Here is a 16,527-nt window from a genome sequence, read left to right on the forward strand (position 1 = left end):
GGGCAAGGGCATCTGAGGGGGCGAGGCGGCGTCGCCGGTTCGCTGGGCTCAAATCCCTCCGCCGGTATTGACCGGATCAGGTTCGACGGGTGTGCTCTCAGCGGAAAATCGGGCTTATCACGCGGCCCGACTTACCGCACCCCGTTGAGACGGCGCTATTGTAAAGATTAACCGACCCGGGCGAAAGGCGCTTATGCCTCCGGCGGGGCAAACCAGGCGGACTTGAAGTCGAACCAGCCGAGGGTGTTCATCCGCACGCCGCGCATGCTGCGCTGGCCGTGCAACTGCAGCCAGTGATGGAACAGCGGATGCAGCTGGTGGTTGCTGACCAGACGCTGGCAGAACTCCGCCAGCGGCAAGCGGTTGGCGCGCCACAGCGCCGCGTCCTGCGCCAGATCTTCGTTCATGCAGTGCTGCATCAGCGGCAGTTCGTACAGCGTGGCGAACAGCGAAAACTCCAGCGGCAGATAGAAGTTGGCGCTGCCGAGCCACAGATCGCTGCGCGCGTCGCCCTGGTGCCAGGTGGCGTAATCCACGCTTTGCACAATCAGGCGGATGCCGTGCTGCGCCAGCAGCGGTTCGATCGCCTGGCGAATGGCGTGAAACTCCGAATGCTCATTGAAGTGGGTCATCGTCAGTTCGGTCAGGCCCGCGGGCTTGGGCTGCTGCGCCAGCGTGCGGTTGTGGTGCCAGCGCGGCAGCAGGCCGTATGCCGGCGACCAATAGCGCTGGTAGAGCGGCCCGGCGTGGCTCAGCAGCGAAATGGGGTTGATCAATTCGCACAGCCAGCTGCGAATGGCGGGATCGGCAGCCAGCGGGGAGCGCTGATCGAACAGCAGGAAATAGCAGCCCTCTTCCAGCCGGCTTTCCAGCTCGCTGTTGCCGGTTTCATCGCCCTGCAGCTGTACGCCGGAGTGCACCAGCTCTTCGGAAAACTCCGGCAGCACCCAGATGTTCACCTCGTCGATCAGCGCCCGGTAGCCGAAATAGTCGTCGAAGGCGTGGATCTTCATCTGGCTGGGATGGTTGCGCACCATGCGGTAGGGGCCGGTGCCGACCGGATGGCGGGCGAAATCAGGCAGCTCGCGCCATTCGCGCGGCAGGATCATGGCCTGCACGCTGCCCAGCAGCCAGGGCAGCCAGTGGTCGGGGCTGCGCAGCTGCACGTCGATCACGAACGGCGTCGGCGAGGTGACGCTCTCGATATGCGAGAACAGCGGTTGCGAGGTCAGACGCGAGAGGGAAGTGATGACGTCCGCCATCTCCAGCTCGCGGCCGTGATGAAAATGGATCGCCGGGCGCAGGTAAAACCGCCAGTGCAGCGGCGTCAGCGCCTGCCAATGGTGGGACAGATCGGACTCGAGTTCCCCGTTTTCCTCATTTATGCGCGTCAGGCCGTTGAAGATCTGGCGCGCCAAATGGGTCTCCGAACGCCGCAGCGCCGAGCCGGGCAGCAGGTTGTACAGCTGCCGGTAGTAGAGCACCCGCAGGATGTGTTTCCCCTGGCGGAAGCTGCGCCCCAGCTGCGACAGCAGCATCTGGCGCACCACGTTTTTGTCGCCCACCAGCTGCACCAACTGATCGATGCGGTCCTGTTCCAACAGCTCCTCGGCCCGCTGTTGCTGCAGCGCCAGGCCGGTGTAGTGGAAGGTTAGCCGCGAACGTTTGCCGCGCCCCGACTCCGCCTGCCAGGTGAGCCAGCCCTCCCGCTGCATGGCGCTCAGCAGGGAGCGTACGTGGCGCCGCGAGCAGCTCAGCACCTCCGCCAGATCCTGCAGCGTGGTGTCGGTGGTTTCACCGTGGCAGCGCTGCCACAGGCGGATGAACTGCTGCTGCAATCGGGACGTGGACATAAAAGAGGAACGCTCCTGCCTCAACTCGTCAATTTTTCTTTCCCTATATTACGCCGATAATTTTCATCAATGAAAGGGGGAGGGCGTAATGATGAAAGCTTTCTTATCCAGACAGTTCTACCAGCGCTATTTCAGCGCGGTGCGCCGTCAGCGCGCAGACTGGCTGAGCGTGGTGCCCGAGCAGGCGCGGCTGGCGATGCTGGCGCACCTGACGCAATGGGACATCAAAGAGATGACCGATAAGCAGTATCGCGAGCACCTGTAGGGGCTCCGGCAACCAATTTCTGAGTAATGGTGCTGTTTCACCAGCCAGTGGGGCGACCCACTGGTTTTTTTATGCGTGGTCATGGCAATGCGCTTGCATTTTTCTCGCCGTGGCCTAAGGTTCTTTTTTCTGCTTTGAGGTCAGGGAAGACGATATGCAACGCCTGAGCCGGTTGTCACAGCGCATCAATCCCATCTTTGCCGCATTCCTGCTGATTGCTTTTCTTTCTGGCATCGCCGGCGCGTTGCTGACGCCGACGCTCAGCCTGTTTCTGACCACCGAGGTCAAGGTGCGGCCGCTGTGGGTCGGGCTGTTTTACACCGCCAACGCGGTGGCCGGCATCGTCGTCAGTTTTCTGCTGGCCAAACGCTCCGATACCCGCGGCGATCGGCGCAGGCTGATCCTGCTGTGCTGCCTGATGGCGGTCGGCAACTGTCTGCTGTTTGCCTTTAACCGCGACTACCTGACGCTGATCACCGCCGGGGTGCTGATGTCCGCCGTTGCCAACACCGCCATGCCGCAGATTTTCGCGCTGGCGCGGGAATACGCCGACAGCGAGGCGCGTGAAGTGGTGATGTTCAGCTCGGTGATGCGCGCCCAGCTATCGCTGGCGTGGGTGATTGGCCCGCCGCTGTCGTTTGCGCTGGCGCTCAGCTACGGGTTCACCGTGATGTTCCTGATCGCCGCCGCCACCTTCGCGGTCTGCGTGCTGCTGGTAGGATTCATGCTGCCTTCGGTGCCGCGCGCGGCGGATGGCGAAGGGTTGCGGGAAGGCGCTTCCGCGCCGATTGCGCCCGCCAGCGCCTGGCGCAATCGCGATGTGCGGCTGCTGTTCATCGCCTCGATGCTGATGTGGACCTGCAATACCTTGTACATCATCGATATGCCGCTGTATATCACCGCCGATCTCGGCCTGCCGGAAGGGCTGGCCGGGGTGCTGATGGGCACCGCCGCCGGGTTGGAGATCCCGGCGATGCTGTTGGCCGGTTATTACGTCCAACGCTTCGGCAAACGCAACATGATGCTGCTGGCGGTGGCGGCGGGCGTGCTGTTTTATCTCGGGCTGACGGTGCTGGAGAGCAAGCCGGCCCTGATCGCGCTGCAGTTGCTCAACGCGGTGTTTATCGGCATCGTCGCCGGTATCGGCATGCTCTATTTTCAGGATTTGATGCCGGGCCGGCCGGGCGCCGCCACCACGCTGTTCACCAACAGCATCTCTACCGGGGTGATCCTGGCCGGGGTGCTGCAGGGCGCGCTGGTGGAGAATTTCGGTCATGGCTCGGTGTATTGGATGGCGGCGCTGTTGGCGCTGGCGGCGCTCGGGATGAGCGCCAAAGTGCGTGAAGTGTGAGGTCAAACGACGGCATTCTTGATGCAAGTCATTGAGAAGGCTGAACCGGACGCCCAAGCTGAAGACATATGGCGCGCGATCGTTGCGCCCACGCCCATCTCGCTATTGAGATGCCGCCTTGTCGTTTAGAACAGTGGGAACGTTATGGATAAACTCACACCGCTCAAACCGCTTCCTTCCCTGTGCGCCCTTGCCGCCACGCTGATTATCTGGTTCCTCATTCCCGTGCCGGAGGGCGTCGCGCCTAATGCTTGGCAGCTGCTGGCGCTGTTTATCGGCACCATCATCGCCATCATCGGCAAGGCGATGCCGATCGGCGCAGTCTCGGTGATCGCCATCGCCCTGGTGGCGGTGACCGGCGTCACCAATCCCGGCAAGCCGGGCGCCGCGCTGGACGACGCGCTCAGCGGCTTTTCCAACCAGCTGATCTGGCTGATCGGTTTTTCGATCATGATCTCCCTCAGCCTGAATAAAACCGGGCTGGGCGCGCGCATCGGCTATTACTTTATTTCGCTGTTCGGCAAAAAAACGCTGGGCATCGCCTATGCGCTGACGCTGGCGGAAACCACGCTGGCGCCGGTGACGCCGAGCAACACCGCGCGCGGCGGCGGCATCATTCACCCGATCATGAAGTCGATCGCCGACAGCTTCGGCTCCAAACCCGAGCTCAATACCTCCGGAAAAATCGGCCGCTACCTGTCGCTGGTGAACTACAACATCAACCCGGTCACCTCGGCGATGTTTATCACCGCTACCGCGCCTAACCCGCTGATTGTCAGCCTGATCGCCAAAGGCACACACGGCAGCTTCGAGCTGTCCTGGTCGATGTGGGCAGTCGCCGCTCTGGTGCCGGGACTGTGCTCGCTGATCGTGATGCCGCTGGTCATCTATCTGCTGTATCCGCCGGAGGTGAAAAGTACCCCGGACGCGCCGCGCTTCGCGCGCGAAAAACTGCAGGCGCTGGGGCCGGTAACGCTGCCGGAGAAAATCACCCTCGGGGTGTTCGCGCTGTTGCTGGTGCTGTGGGCCGGCATTCCGGCGATGATCTTCGGCCCGGCGCTGGCGGTCAATCCCACCACCGCGGCGCTGATCGGCCTGGCGGTGCTGCTGGCCACCGGGGTGCTGAGCTGGGAGGATGTGCTCAAGCATAAAGGTGCCTGGGACACCGTGGTGTGGTTCTCGGCGCTGGTGATGATGGCCAGCTTCCTTGGCAAGCTGGGGCTGATCGGCTGGCTGTCGCAAACCGTGGGCAACGGCATCGACCATATGGGCATGAGCTGGGTGGGCGGCACGATCTTGCTGACCCTCATCTATTTGTATTCGCACTATTTCTTCGCCAGCACCACCGCGCACGTGACGGCGATGTTCGCCGCCTTCTTCGCCGCCGGCATCGCGCTCGGCGCGCCACCGGCGCTGCTGGGCCTGATCCTGGCGTTCTCTTCCTCGCTGATGATGTCGCTGACGCATTACGGCACCGGCACCGCGCCGATCGTCTTCGGCTCCGGCTACGTGACGCTGGGGGAATGGTGGAAAGCGGGATGGGTGATGAGCGTGGTTAACTTGCTGATCTGGATAGTGATCGGCGGAGCATGGTGGAAGCTGCTGGGCTACTGGTGAGGAAAAAAAATCACCCGCCGGGCGGCGGGTGAAGGGGATTAATTCAAAAACGCCGGCTGCTGCGCTTCGTAGCGGGAGATGTCCGCTTCGTGCTGCAGCGTCAGGCCGATGCTGTCCAGCCCGTTGATCATGCAGTGGCGGCGGAAGCTGTCGATTTCGAACGGATAGCTTTTGCCGCCGGCGTTGACCGTCTGGTTCTCCAGATCCACCACGAACTCCGTTCCCTCGTTGGCGTCCACCAGCTTGAACAGCTCATCCACCTGCTGCTCGCTCAGCGTCACCGGCAACAGCTGGTTGTTGAACGAGTTGCCGTAAAAGATATCGGCGAAGCTCGGCGCGATCACCACTTTGAATCCGTAATCGGTCAGCGCCCAGGGCGCGTGTTCGCGCGAGGAGCCGCAGCCGAAGTTCTCGCGCGCCAACAGGATGCTGGCGCCTTTATAGCGCGGTTTGTTCAGCACGAATTCCGGGTTCGGCTGCTGGCCGGCGTCGTCGAGGAAGCGCCAGTCGTTGAACAGGTGCTGGCCGAAGCCGGTGCGGGTGACCTTCTGTAAAAACTGCTTGGGAATAATGGCGTCGGTGTCGACGTTGGCCGCATCCAAAGGCACCACTAAGCCGGTATGTTGAGTAAATTTAGCCACGTTAGCCCCTTAGTGAATATCACGGATGTCGGCGAAGTGACCGGCAACGGCGGCCGCGGCGGCCATCGCCGGGCTGACCAGGTGGGTGCGCCCACCGCGGCCCTGACGCCCTTCGAAGTTACGGTTGCTGGTGGACGCGCAGCGTTCGCCCGGATTCAGGCGATCGTTGTTCATCGCCAGACACATCGAGCAGCCCGGCAAACGCCATTCGAAACCGGCTTCGATAAAGATTTTGTCCAACCCTTCGGCTTCCGCCTGGGCCTTCACCGGGCCGGAGCCCGGCACCACGATGGCCTGCACGCCGCTGGCGACCTTGCGCCCCTTGGCGATCGCCGCCGCCGCGCGCAGATCTTCGATACGCGAGTTGGTGCAGGAGCCGATGAACACTTTGTCGATCGGCACGTCGGTCAATTTGATGCCCGGTTTCAAGTCCATGTAGGCCAAGGCTTTTTCCGCGGAGGCGCGCTCGACCGGATCGCTGAACGATTCCGGCGCCGGGATCGCCTGATTGACGGCGATCACCTGGCCGGGGTTGGTGCCCCAGGTGACCTGCGGCGCGATTTCTTCGGCGCGCAGCGTTACCACGGTATCGAATTGGGCTTCGGCATCGGACTTCAGCGTGCGCCAATAGGCGACCGCCTGCTCCCAGTTTTCTCCGGTTGGCGCGAACTGACGCCCCTTCAGGTAGGCGAAGGTGGTGTCGTCCGGCGCGACCAACCCGGCTTTGGCGCCCATTTCGATCGCCATGTTGCACAGGGTCATGCGGCCTTCCATGCTCAACGCTTCGATCGCCTTGCCGCAGAACTCCACCACGTGGCCGGTGCCGCCGGCGCTGCCGGTTTTGCCGATCACCGCCAGCACGATGTCTTTGGCGGTAATGCCCTCGGCGGCGTCGCCGGTGACCTCAATCTTCATGGTCTTGGCGCGGCCCTGCTTCAGGGTCTGGGTCGCCAGCACGTGTTCCACTTCGGAGGTGCCGATGCCGAACGCCAGCGAGCCGAAAGCGCCGTGGGTGGCGGTGTGCGAGTCGCCGCAAACGATGGTCATGCCCGGCAGCGTCATGCCTTGCTCAGGCCCGATCACGTGCACGATGCCCTGGAACGGGTGGTTCAGGTCATACAGCGAAACGCCGAATTCCGCGCAGTTCTTGATCAGCTCCTGCATCTGGATGCGCGCCATCTCGCCGCTGGCGTTGATGTCTTTGGTCTGGGTCGACACGTTGTGATCCATGGTGGCGAAGGTTTTGCCGGGCTGGCGCACCTTGCGGCCCATGGCGCGCAGGCCGTCGAACGCCTGCGGCGAAGTGACTTCGTGCACCAGGTGACGGTCGATATACAGCAACGGCGTTTCGTTCGGCGCTTCGTGCACCACGTGGGCGTCGTACAGCTTCTGGTATAAGGTCTTGGCCATGTTATGCCCCCTGAGCTACAAAGCGAGCGATGATGTCGCCCATTTCATCGGTGCTGACGGCTTTGCCGTCACCGGCCAGATCGGCGGTGCGGTAGCCCTGTTCCAACGCCTGGTTGATGGCGCGCTCCACGGCGTCGGCCGCTTCATCGGCGCCCAGGCTGTAACGCAGCAGCAGGGTGGCGGACAGGATCTGCGCAATCGGGTTGGCGATGCCTTTGCCGGCAATATCCGGCGCGGAACCGCCCGCCGGTTCGTACAGGCCGAAGCCTTGCTCGTTCAGGCTGGCGGACGGCAACATGCCCATCGAGCCGGTGATCATCGCGCACTCGTCGGACAGGATGTCGCCGAACAGGTTGGAGCACAGCAGCACGTCGAACTGGGACGGATCCTTGATCAGCTGCATGGTAGCGTTGTCGATATACATGTGCGACAGCGACACGTCCGGGTAATCCTTGGCGACCTGATTGACCACTTCACGCCACAGGATGGAGCTTTGCAGCACGTTGGCCTTGTCGATCGACGTCACCTTGTGGCGGCGCTTGCGGGCGGATTCGAAGGCGATGCGCGCGATGCGTTCAATCTCGAAACGGTGATACACCTCGGTATCGAAAGCGCGCTCCTGCATGCCCTGGCCTTCGCGGCCCTTCGGTTGGCCGAAGTAGATGCCGCCGGTCAGTTCGCGCACGCACAGAATGTCGAAGCCGCGGGCGGCGATGTCGGCGCGCAGCGGGCAGAATGCCTCCAGCCCTTGATACAGGCGCGCCGGGCGCAGGTTGCTGAACAGTTTGAAGTGCTTGCGCAGCGGCAACAGCGCGCCGCGTTCCGGCTGCTCGGCCGGCGGCAGGTGTTCCCATTTCGGGCCGCCTACCGATCCGAACAGGATGGCGTCGGCCTGCTCGCAGCCGGCGACGGTCGCCGGCGGCAGCGGGCTGCCGTGGCGATCGATGGCGATGCCGCCGACGTCGTATTCGGCAGTGGTGATGCGAATGTCAAAGCGTTGACGCACCGCGTCCAACACTTTGCGCGCCTGAGCCATTACTTCCGGGCCGATGCCGTCTCCGGGCAAGACGGCAATGTGATAAGTCTTCGTCATGTTCACACCGTTTCCTGATTATTTTGATGTTTGTTTTGCTGCAGGCGCTGCTTTTCTTTTTCTACCTGCTGTGAGCGCCAAATATTGTTCAACACGTGCACCATCGCCTTGGCGGAAGATTCGACGATGTCGGTCGCCAGACCTACGCCGTGGAAGCGGCGGCCGTTGTAAGAGACCACGATATCCACCTGGCCCAGCGCGTCGCGGCCATGGCCCTTGGCGGTCAGCTGGTATTTCACCAGCTCGATCGGGTAGTCGGTGATGCGATTGATTGCCTGATAAACCGCATCGACCGGGCCGTTGCCGGTGGCGGCCTCGGCTTTCTCTTCGCCGCCGCAGATCAGTTTCACCGAGGCGGTGGCCATGATGCTGCTGCCGGACTGCACGCTGAAGTAGCCCAGGCTGAAGTGCTCCGGCTCTTCCTGCTGTTTGTTGATGAAGGCCAGCGCCTCCAGGTCATAGTCGAACACCTGGCCCTTCTTGTCGGCCAGCTTCAGGAAGGCGGCGTACAGGGTATCCAGGTTATAGTCCTGCTCCTGGTAGCCCATCTCTTCCATGCGGTGTTTCACCGCCGCCCGGCCGGAGCGGGAGGTCAGGTTCAACTGCACGTCCTTCAGGCCGATCGACTGCGGGGTCATGATTTCGTAGTTTTCGCGGTTTTTCAGCACGCCGTCCTGGTGAATGCCGGAGGAGTGGGCGAAGGCGTTGGAGCCGACGATCGCCTTGTTGGCCGGGATCGGCATGTTGCACAGCTGGCTGACGATCTGGCTGGTACGGAAGATTTCCTGATGATTGATGTTGGTGTGCACGTTCATGATGTCCTGGCGCACTTTAATCGCCATGATCACCTCTTCCAGCGAACAGTTGCCGGCGCGCTCACCGATGCCGTTCAGGGTGCCTTCCACCTGACGGGCGCCGGCCTGAACCGCGGCGATGGAGTTGCCGACCGCCATGCCCAAATCGTCGTGGCAGTGCACGGAAATGATGGCTTTGTCGATGTTCGGCACGCGGTCATACAAGGTGGTGATGATGCCGCCGAACTGGTTCGGCGTGGTGTAACCGACGGTGTCCGGAATATTGATGGTGGTGGCGCCGGCGTTGATGGCGGCTTCGACCACGCGGCACAGATTGTCGATCGGCGTGCGGCCGGCGTCTTCACAGGAGAACTCTACGTCGTCGGTGTAGTTGCGGGCGCGTTTGACCGAGCGCACCGCCATCTCCAACACTTCGTCGAACGAGCGCTTCAGTTTCGATTCGATGTGCAGGGTTGAGGTGGCCAGGAATACGTGGATGCGGAATGCTTCGGCGACGCGCAACGCTTCGGCGGCCACGTCGATGTCTTTGTCTACACAGCGGGCCAGGCCGCAGACGCGGCTGTTCTTGATCTGGCGCGCGATGGTTTGCACCGACTCGAAGTCGCCCGGCGAAGAGACCGGGAAGCCGACCTCCATCACGTCGACGCCCATTCTTTCCAGCGCCAGCGCAATCTGAATCTTCTCTTTTACGCTCAGGCTGGCCTGCAACGCCTGTTCGCCATCACGCAGCGTGGTATCGAAAATAATGACTTGTTGGCTCATCGGTGCATTCCTTATCGTGTTGATTTCACGCTAAGCGGGCAAAAAAAAACCCGCGCAGTAGCGCGGGTTTCTTATGGGTGATCGGCTGAGTCAGCTCCGAACTTCGTCCATAGGCATACCGCGCAAACAAGATGCGTTGAGTAGTAGGCCTAGTAGACGATGAGTACGGATCATAAGGGTTCAGCTTCTCTTAAATTGGGTGTCTGCCTAATTTGATACGTGATTGGCCTGGCGATGTCAACACCTGATTGAATGCGGGGACAATGCACCAGCCCATTGGCCAAACAGAGGATCATTCGGCAAAAAAGCGACGCCTTAGAGAAAAAATGGGGCCAGTTTGCGCGCTGCTTAGCATAAACGAATCGAATATATACTGCGCTAATTGCTTCTGGATTTCGTTGCGTTAAGATTTGCGATGAAAAAATAAGAGGGATTAATCACGGGGGGCAACAAAATAACATTTTTTATACAAATGATTTAAATTGAATTCATATGATTAATTGATTATTTTAGTCATAATATAACAAAATAATGTAATTTTACACAAAGTGAGCGGTGTTTTTAGATGGTTTGATTGCTTATGATGTGTTTTTATAGTTTGTCTCATACAGTGCAGCTATGTTGTTTAGTTGTATTAATCATTGTTGATACCTAATTATTAGTACTACCCAGGTGGCATTCTTCCCGCTGACGGGAGAAACTACTGACATGTATTCCATATACGACTTATATCGTGTCGATAACACGAGGTTTTTTATCGGTTGATGACGGTAATGGCAGGATTTGTCGTGCAAAGATATGACAATGCGGCGTTTCATTGTTTGTCGAGCATAAGGATTAGATTATCTACACAGGATTTAGTGGAGTGAAATATGGCTGAATATGATTCAGAAATCACTATGGTCAAAGAGCCGGCGGACATTCATTTGCGCAGCGTCGATCTTAATTTGCTGACGGTGTTTGACGCCGTGATGCAAATGCAAAATATTACGCGAGCCGCTAATTCGCTAGGGATGTCGCAGCCGGCGGTGAGCAACGCGGTAGCGCGCCTGAAGGTGATGTTCAACGACGAACTGTTCGTGCGCTGCGGGCGCGGGATCCAGCCCACCATGCGGGCCAGGCAGCTGTTTGGCCCGGTGCGGCAAGCGTTGCAGCTGGTGCAGAATGAATTGCCGGGCGCCGAGTTCGAGCCGCTGACCAGCACGCGAGCGTTTTCCTTGTCGCTGTGCAGTCCGCTCGACTTGCGCCTGGGCGCCGGGATAATCAATCACGTCAAACAGATCGCGCCGCAGCTTAATCTGCAAATAAAGTCATACATCAACAATAATATCGAACATCAATTGCGTTATCAGGACGTCGAGTTTGTCATCGGCTACAGCCGTTTCGAATCGGCAGAGTTTCGCAGTTTGGCGATGTTCGACGACGAATTAGTGCTGGCGGCCGCGCAGGCGCACCCGAGAATGGGCGAGGAGGCGACGCCGGAGCAAATGCTGGCCGAACAGCACGCGGCGGTATCCCTGGAAAGTTTTGGATCGTTCAGTAAGCCTTTTTATTTAGAGGAACCGATGCTGCGCGCCGTGACGCAGCAGTGCACGGATCTCTACAGCGTGTTGAATATGGTGTCGCAAACGGAGATGGTGGCGATTGCACCAGCCTGGCTGGTGAGACAACAGACGGAGGCGTTGAAAATAAAGGCGGTTCCTTTGTGCGCCAATCACAATAAAGCAACCTGCTATCTTTCCTGGCATGAATCCTCTGAGCGGGATAAAGGGCACCAGTGGATGAAATCCGTCCTGATTGAGGCGGGTAACCCAAAGTAAAGCGATAAAAAATGGGAGCCATATAAAGATAATATTCAACTGAGCGTTTTTTTCTCATGATAAAAACTAAGAACTATCTGTGTTTTTATTAAGATGTTTCTTGGTTTTACGGCGATAAAATAACTTATTTTCATAGTGGGTTTGTTCGTTCAGCAAAAATAATTAATATAAATTAATATTCTGATTTTTACTTTCCGGCTAGTATTTTAAACTAACTCGATGCGGCGGCCCGGATGGGCCGCGTTTTATTGCCGCCGGCAAACCTTTTCCTTCCCATTCTGTCCAACTGATGAAAGCGCGAAAGCCGGCCTGAGTTTTGGCTCACACTTCTACGCTGAAATCGCTTTTCCCCCTGCCTGAGAGTAGGTAGACTGCGCGGAAAAAAGTAAACACGTGTAAGCTGAGATGAGGGCCGCAAGGCGTCGTTCAGGCTTAACTGTATGATTCATTTCAGGCTTAGAGCACTATGATCACTAATCTGCTGCAATACCATCTGATCCATCGTATACAGCATCAAATCACCCACCGAGCCGATCGCACAGCTTTTCGCCAATGGTCGCCCAACGGCGAGTTGCAACTGACCTGGGGTGCGGCCGCCGCCCGCATCGATCGCATCGCCGCCGGGCTGCTGGGGCTGGGCGTCGAAGTGCAAGAACGCATCGGTATTTTCGCCAATAACACAATGGCCTGGTCGTTGACCGATCTCGCGATCCTGCACCTGCGTGGCGTCAGCGTACCGCTCTATTCCACCAATACGCCGGCGCAGGCGGCGTTTGTCACCAACGACGCCGACATCCGCATACTGTTCGTCGGTGAGCAGGCGCAGCTTGACGCCGCCATCGCGCTGCGCGGCGTCTGCCCACAGCTGCGGCACATTATCGTCTTCGACGAGGGAGCCGATCTGCGCGGCTGCGAGATCGCACAGCATCTGAGCGCCTTCGAGCGCGCTGCCGATCCGGTGGCTTTTGCCGCTCAACGTCGGCAGCGTATTGAAGAGTGCGACCTGCAGGATCTCTTCACCCTGATTTATACCTCGGGTACTACCGGCGAGCCGAAAGGGGTGATGCTGGACTACCGCAACCTGGCGGCGCAGCTCTACCTGCATGATGAAAGGCTGACGGTCGGCGAAGAGGATGTGTCGCTCAGCTTCCTGCCGCTGTCGCACGTGTTCGAGCGGGCCTGGAGCTTCTTTGTGATGCATTCCGGCGCGCAGAACGTCTTCCTGCCGAATACCGATTGGGTGCGGGAAGCGATGGGGCAGGTCCGCCCGACGCTGATGTGTGCGGTGCCGCGTTTCTACGAGAAGATTTTCAGCGCGGTGCATGAAAAAGTGGCGCGCGCCCCTTGGCTGCGCCGTGCGTTGTTCCACTGGGCGATCGTCTGCGGCGAGCGCAAGTTCCTGCAGGAGCGGGCCGGCAAACCGTTGGGCAAAGTGTTCGACTTCACCCACCGCTGGGCCGACAAGCTGGTGTTGAGCAAGCTGCGCGGTATCCTCGGCGGCCGGGTGCGCTTTTTGCCGGCGGCGGGCGCCAAGCTGGACGACAATGTGATCCTGTTTTTCCAGGCGATGGGCGTCAACATCAAGTACGGTTACGGCATGACCGAAACCTGCGCCACCGTCTCCTGCTGGGAAGAGGGGCATTTCCGCTTCGGCTCTATCGGCAAACCGCTGCCGGAGGTCGAGGTGCGCATTGGCGAGGAAAATGAAATCCAGGTGCGCGGGCCGATCGTGATGCGCGGCTATTTCAACAAACCGTTGGAAACCGCCGCGACCTTTACCGAGGACGGCTGGCTGAAAACCGGCGACGCCGGTGCGATCGATGAAGAGGGCAACCTGTTCATCACCGAACGGCTGAAGGATTTGATGAAAACCTCCGGCGGCAAATACATCGCGCCGCAGATGCTGGAAGGCACGCTGGCGCAGGATCGCTTTATCGAGCAGGTGGCGATCATCGCCGATGCGCGTAAATTCGTTTCTGCGCTGATCGTGCCGTGCTTTGAGTCGCTGGAAGAGTATGCGAAGTCAGTCAACCTGAAATACCAGGATCGCCTGGAACTGCTGCGCAACGGCGAAATCCTCGAGATGTTCGAAAAGCGCCTGCGCGAGATGCAAAAGGAGCTGGCGCGCTTCGAACAGGTGAAGAAGTTCACCCTGCTGCCGGCAGCCTTTTCCATGGAGTTGGGAGAGCTCACGCCAACGCTGAAGCTGCGCCGCAAAGTGATCCTGCAGCGCTATCAGCGCGAAATCGATTCAATGTACCAGGAACAGGCCTGACGCCGCCGCCGGGCCATGTGCCCGGCGAAAAAAGCGGCATATCCTTCACCTGATTTAGTTCTGTAATTTTCCCTCTGTTCGAAACAATGCCTAGCCTGACAACCCTGCGGCTAGCGCATTGTTTTTATAAAGCCATGATATCCAGCCGCTTGGCAATAACCATGCCTCCGCTAAGCCATTTTGTCGTTTGCCTGCCCCAAATTCTGACGTTATGTTAATTCGATAGCGACAACCCATAAAAACTTTGGGGCATTGCCCCGCAGCAGGCGCCACGTTCCGGCGCCAGAGAAGAATAAGCAAGCCTGGAGGCAAACCCATGGAGATGTTGTCAGGAGCCGAGATGGTCGTCCGATCGTTGATCGATCAGGGCGTTAAGCATGTATTCGGCTACCCCGGCGGGGCGGTGCTCGATATCTACGACGCCCTGCATACGGTTGGAGGGATCGATCATATTCTGGTGCGCCACGAGCAGGGGGCGGTGCACATGGCCGACGGCTACGCGCGCGCCACCGGTGAAGTGGGCGTGGTGCTGGTGACCTCCGGCCCCGGCGCCACCAACGCCATTACCGGTATCGCCACCGCCTATATGGACTCGATCCCGATGGTGGTGCTGTCGGGGCAGGTGCCCAGCTCGCTGATCGGCTACGACGCCTTCCAAGAGTGCGATATGGTGGGGATTTCGCGCCCGGTGGTGAAGCACAGCTTCCTGGTAAAACGCACCGAAGACATCCCGGCGGTGTTGAAGAAGGCGTTCTTCCTGGCTTCCAGCGGCCGGCCCGGCCCGGTGGTGATCGATCTGCCGAAAGATATCGTCGGCCCGGCGGTGCGGATGCCTTATGCCTACCCGCAGGACGTGAGCATGCGTTCTTACAACCCGACGGTGCAGGGGCACCGCGGGCAGATAAAACGCGCGCTGCAAACCATTCTGGCGGCCAAAAAGCCGGTGATGTACGTCGGCGGCGGCGCGATCAACGCCAGTTGCGAAGCCGAACTGTTGGCCTTGGCGGAGCAGCTGAATCTGCCGGTGACCAGCAGCCTGATGGGGTTGGGCGCTTTCCCTGGCACCCACCGGCAGAGCGTCGGCATGCTCGGCATGCACGGCACCTATGAAGCCAACAAAACCATGCATCACGCCGACGTGATCTTCGCCGTCGGCGTGCGTTTCGACGATCGCACCACCAACAATCTGGCCAAATACTGCCCGGACGCCACCGTGCTGCATATCGATATCGATCCGACCTCGATCTCCAAAACGGTGGACGCCGATATTCCGATCGTCGGCGATGCCAAACAGGTGTTGGTGCAGATGCTGGAGCTGTTGGCACAGGACGAGAAAGCGCAGGATCACGACGCGCTGCGCGACTGGTGGCAGTCTATCGAGCAGTGGCGTGCCCGCGACTGCCTGGGTTACGACAAGCACAGCGGCACCATCAAACCGCAGGCGGTGATCGAAACCTTGCACCGCCTGACCAAAGGCGATGCGTATGTCACCTCGGACGTCGGCCAGCACCAAATGTTCGCCGCGCTCTATTATCCGTTCGATAAACCGCGCCGCTGGATCAACTCCGGCGGCCTCGGCACCATGGGCTTCGGCTTGCCGGCGGCACTGGGCGTCAAGCTGGCGCTGCCGGAGGAAACCGTGGTGTGCGTGACCGGCGACGGCAGCATTCAGATGAATATTCAGGAGCTGTCCACCGCGCTGCAATATAACCTGCCGGTGGTGGTGGTGAACCTCAACAACCGCTATCTGGGCATGGTAAAGCAGTGGCAGGACATGATTTATTCCGGCCGTCACTCGCAGTCCTACATGGATTCGCTGCCGGACTTCGTCAAGCTGGCCGAGGCTTACGGCCATGTCGGCATCGCCATCCGCACGCCGGATGAGCTGGAAAGCAAGCTGGCGCAGGCGCTGGCGGAAAAAGAGCGGCTGGTGTTCGTCGACGTGACCGTCGATGAAACCGAACATGTTTACCCGATGCAGATCCGCGGCGGAAGCATGGACGAAATGTGGCTTAGCAAAACGGAGAGGACCTGATCATGCGCCGTATTTTATCTGTCTTGCTGGAAAACGAATCCGGCGCCTTGTCGCGCGTGGTCGGGCTGTTCTCCCAGCGCGGTTATAACATCGAGAGCCTGACGGTGGCGCCGACCGACGATCCGACGCTGTCGCGCATGACTATCCAGACCGTCGGCGACGAGAAAGTGCTGGAGCAGATTGAGAAACAGCTGCACAAGCTGGTGGACGTGCTGCGCGTCAGCGAGCTGGTGCAGGGCGCCCACGTCGAGCGCGAGATCATGCTGGTGAAGCTGCAGGCCAGCGGCTACGGCCGTGAAGAGGTGAAGCGCTGCGCCGACATTTTCCGCGGCCAGATCGTGGATGTGACGGCGACGCTGTACACGGTACAGCTGGCTGGCACCAGCGACAAGCTCGACGCTTTCCTGAGCGCGGTGCGTGAAGTGGCGGAGATCGTGGAAGTGGCCCGTTCCGGGGTGGTCGGCGTGTCGCGCGGCGACAAAATCATGCGCTGAGCGCGGTCTGGCGGCGAATAATCGGGGGCGCGGCGTGGCTGCGCCCTTTGTTTTTCGGTATTTTTTGCCCGATTGCTGGCACCTTTCGGCAAAAGC

12 protein-coding genes and 1 riboswitch are annotated in these 16,527 nt (G+C 59.7%); of the genes, 7 read left to right on the top strand and 5 right to left on the bottom strand.

Going from position 1 to position 16,527, the window contains the following annotated elements:
- Window positions 1-35: 35 nt before the first annotated feature.
- A riboswitch (TPP riboswitch) is annotated at window positions 36-154 on the bottom strand.
- Window positions 155-191: 37 nt separating this feature from the next.
- Complete coding sequence (gene sgrR, locus ABTW55_RS08460; protein WP_033652906.1) at window positions 192-1,853, bottom strand: HTH-type transcriptional regulator SgrR; 1,662 nt, start codon at window positions 1,851-1,853, stop codon at window positions 192-194.
- 88 nt (window positions 1,854-1,941) lie between these two features.
- Here sgrR and sgrT point away from each other — a divergent pair, with 88 nt between their 5' ends.
- The 3 genes from sgrT (at window position 1,942) to ABTW55_RS08475 (ending at window position 5,086) form a co-directional block, all read left to right on the top strand.
- Window positions 1,942-2,118, top strand: a complete 177-nt coding sequence (gene sgrT / locus ABTW55_RS08465) for a glucose uptake inhibitor SgrT (protein ID WP_170310358.1) — start codon at window positions 1,942-1,944, stop codon at window positions 2,116-2,118.
- A 154-nt stretch (window positions 2,119-2,272) separates the two neighbouring features.
- Window positions 2,273-3,469 carry a sugar efflux transporter gene (locus ABTW55_RS08470; protein WP_033652907.1) on the top strand — a complete coding sequence of 399 codons (1,197 nt, stop codon included), beginning with the start codon at window positions 2,273-2,275 and terminating at the stop codon, window positions 3,467-3,469.
- A gap of 144 nt (window positions 3,470-3,613) precedes the next feature.
- Window positions 3,614-5,086 (top strand): DASS family sodium-coupled anion symporter, encoded by a 1,473-nt coding sequence (locus ABTW55_RS08475; protein ID WP_033649188.1) that lies wholly within the window; start codon window positions 3,614-3,616, stop codon window positions 5,084-5,086.
- Between the two features lie 38 nt (window positions 5,087-5,124).
- Here the strand turns inward: ABTW55_RS08475 and leuD are convergent, their stop codons facing one another.
- The 4 genes from leuD to leuA are packed head-to-tail and all read right to left on the bottom strand — an operon-like array spanning window position 5,125 to window position 9,807.
- Complete coding sequence (gene leuD / locus ABTW55_RS08480; RefSeq protein WP_025159634.1) at window positions 5,125-5,727, bottom strand: 3-isopropylmalate dehydratase small subunit; 603 nt, start codon at window positions 5,725-5,727, stop codon at window positions 5,125-5,127.
- 9 nt (window positions 5,728-5,736) lie between these two features.
- Window positions 5,737-7,137, bottom strand: a complete 1,401-nt coding sequence (gene leuC, locus ABTW55_RS08485; RefSeq protein WP_041033249.1) for a 3-isopropylmalate dehydratase large subunit — start codon at window positions 7,135-7,137, stop codon at window positions 5,737-5,739.
- Window position 7,138: 1 nt separating this feature from the next.
- Window positions 7,139-8,230, bottom strand: a complete 1,092-nt coding sequence (gene leuB, locus ABTW55_RS08490) for a 3-isopropylmalate dehydrogenase (RefSeq protein ID WP_033649192.1) — start codon at window positions 8,228-8,230, stop codon at window positions 7,139-7,141.
- Between the two features lie 2 nt (window positions 8,231-8,232).
- On the bottom strand, window positions 8,233-9,807 hold the full coding sequence (leuA, locus tag ABTW55_RS08495; RefSeq protein ID WP_004932820.1) for a 2-isopropylmalate synthase: 1,575 nt from the start codon (window positions 9,805-9,807) through the stop codon (window positions 8,233-8,235).
- An 872-nt stretch (window positions 9,808-10,679) separates the two neighbouring features.
- Here leuA and leuO point away from each other — a divergent pair.
- From leuO to ilvN, 4 genes are all read left to right on the top strand, one after another.
- On the top strand, window positions 10,680-11,627 hold the full coding sequence (gene leuO / locus ABTW55_RS08500; protein WP_033649194.1) for a transcriptional regulator LeuO: 948 nt from the start codon (window positions 10,680-10,682) through the stop codon (window positions 11,625-11,627).
- Window positions 11,628-12,093: 466 nt separating this feature from the next.
- Window positions 12,094-13,902 carry a long-chain fatty acid--CoA ligase gene (locus ABTW55_RS08505; RefSeq protein WP_060422470.1) on the top strand — a complete coding sequence of 603 codons (1,809 nt, stop codon included), beginning with the start codon at window positions 12,094-12,096 and terminating at the stop codon, window positions 13,900-13,902.
- Window positions 13,903-14,218: 316 nt separating this feature from the next.
- A complete protein-coding gene (gene ilvI, locus ABTW55_RS08510) occupies window positions 14,219-15,937 on the top strand; it encodes an acetolactate synthase 3 large subunit (protein WP_060422467.1) in 1,719 nt (572 codons plus the stop codon).
- A gap of 2 nt (window positions 15,938-15,939) precedes the next feature.
- The gene (gene ilvN, locus ABTW55_RS08515) at window positions 15,940-16,431 is read left to right on the top strand and encodes an acetolactate synthase small subunit (protein ID WP_004932806.1); all 492 of its coding nucleotides are present in this window, start codon (window positions 15,940-15,942) and stop codon (window positions 16,429-16,431) included.
- Window positions 16,432-16,527 lie beyond the last annotated feature (96 nt).

Origin of the sequence: Serratia sp. SM04 (assembly GCF_040280225.1) — a bacterium.
Classification (GTDB): domain Bacteria; phylum Pseudomonadota; class Gammaproteobacteria; order Enterobacterales; family Enterobacteriaceae; genus Serratia; species Serratia sarumanii.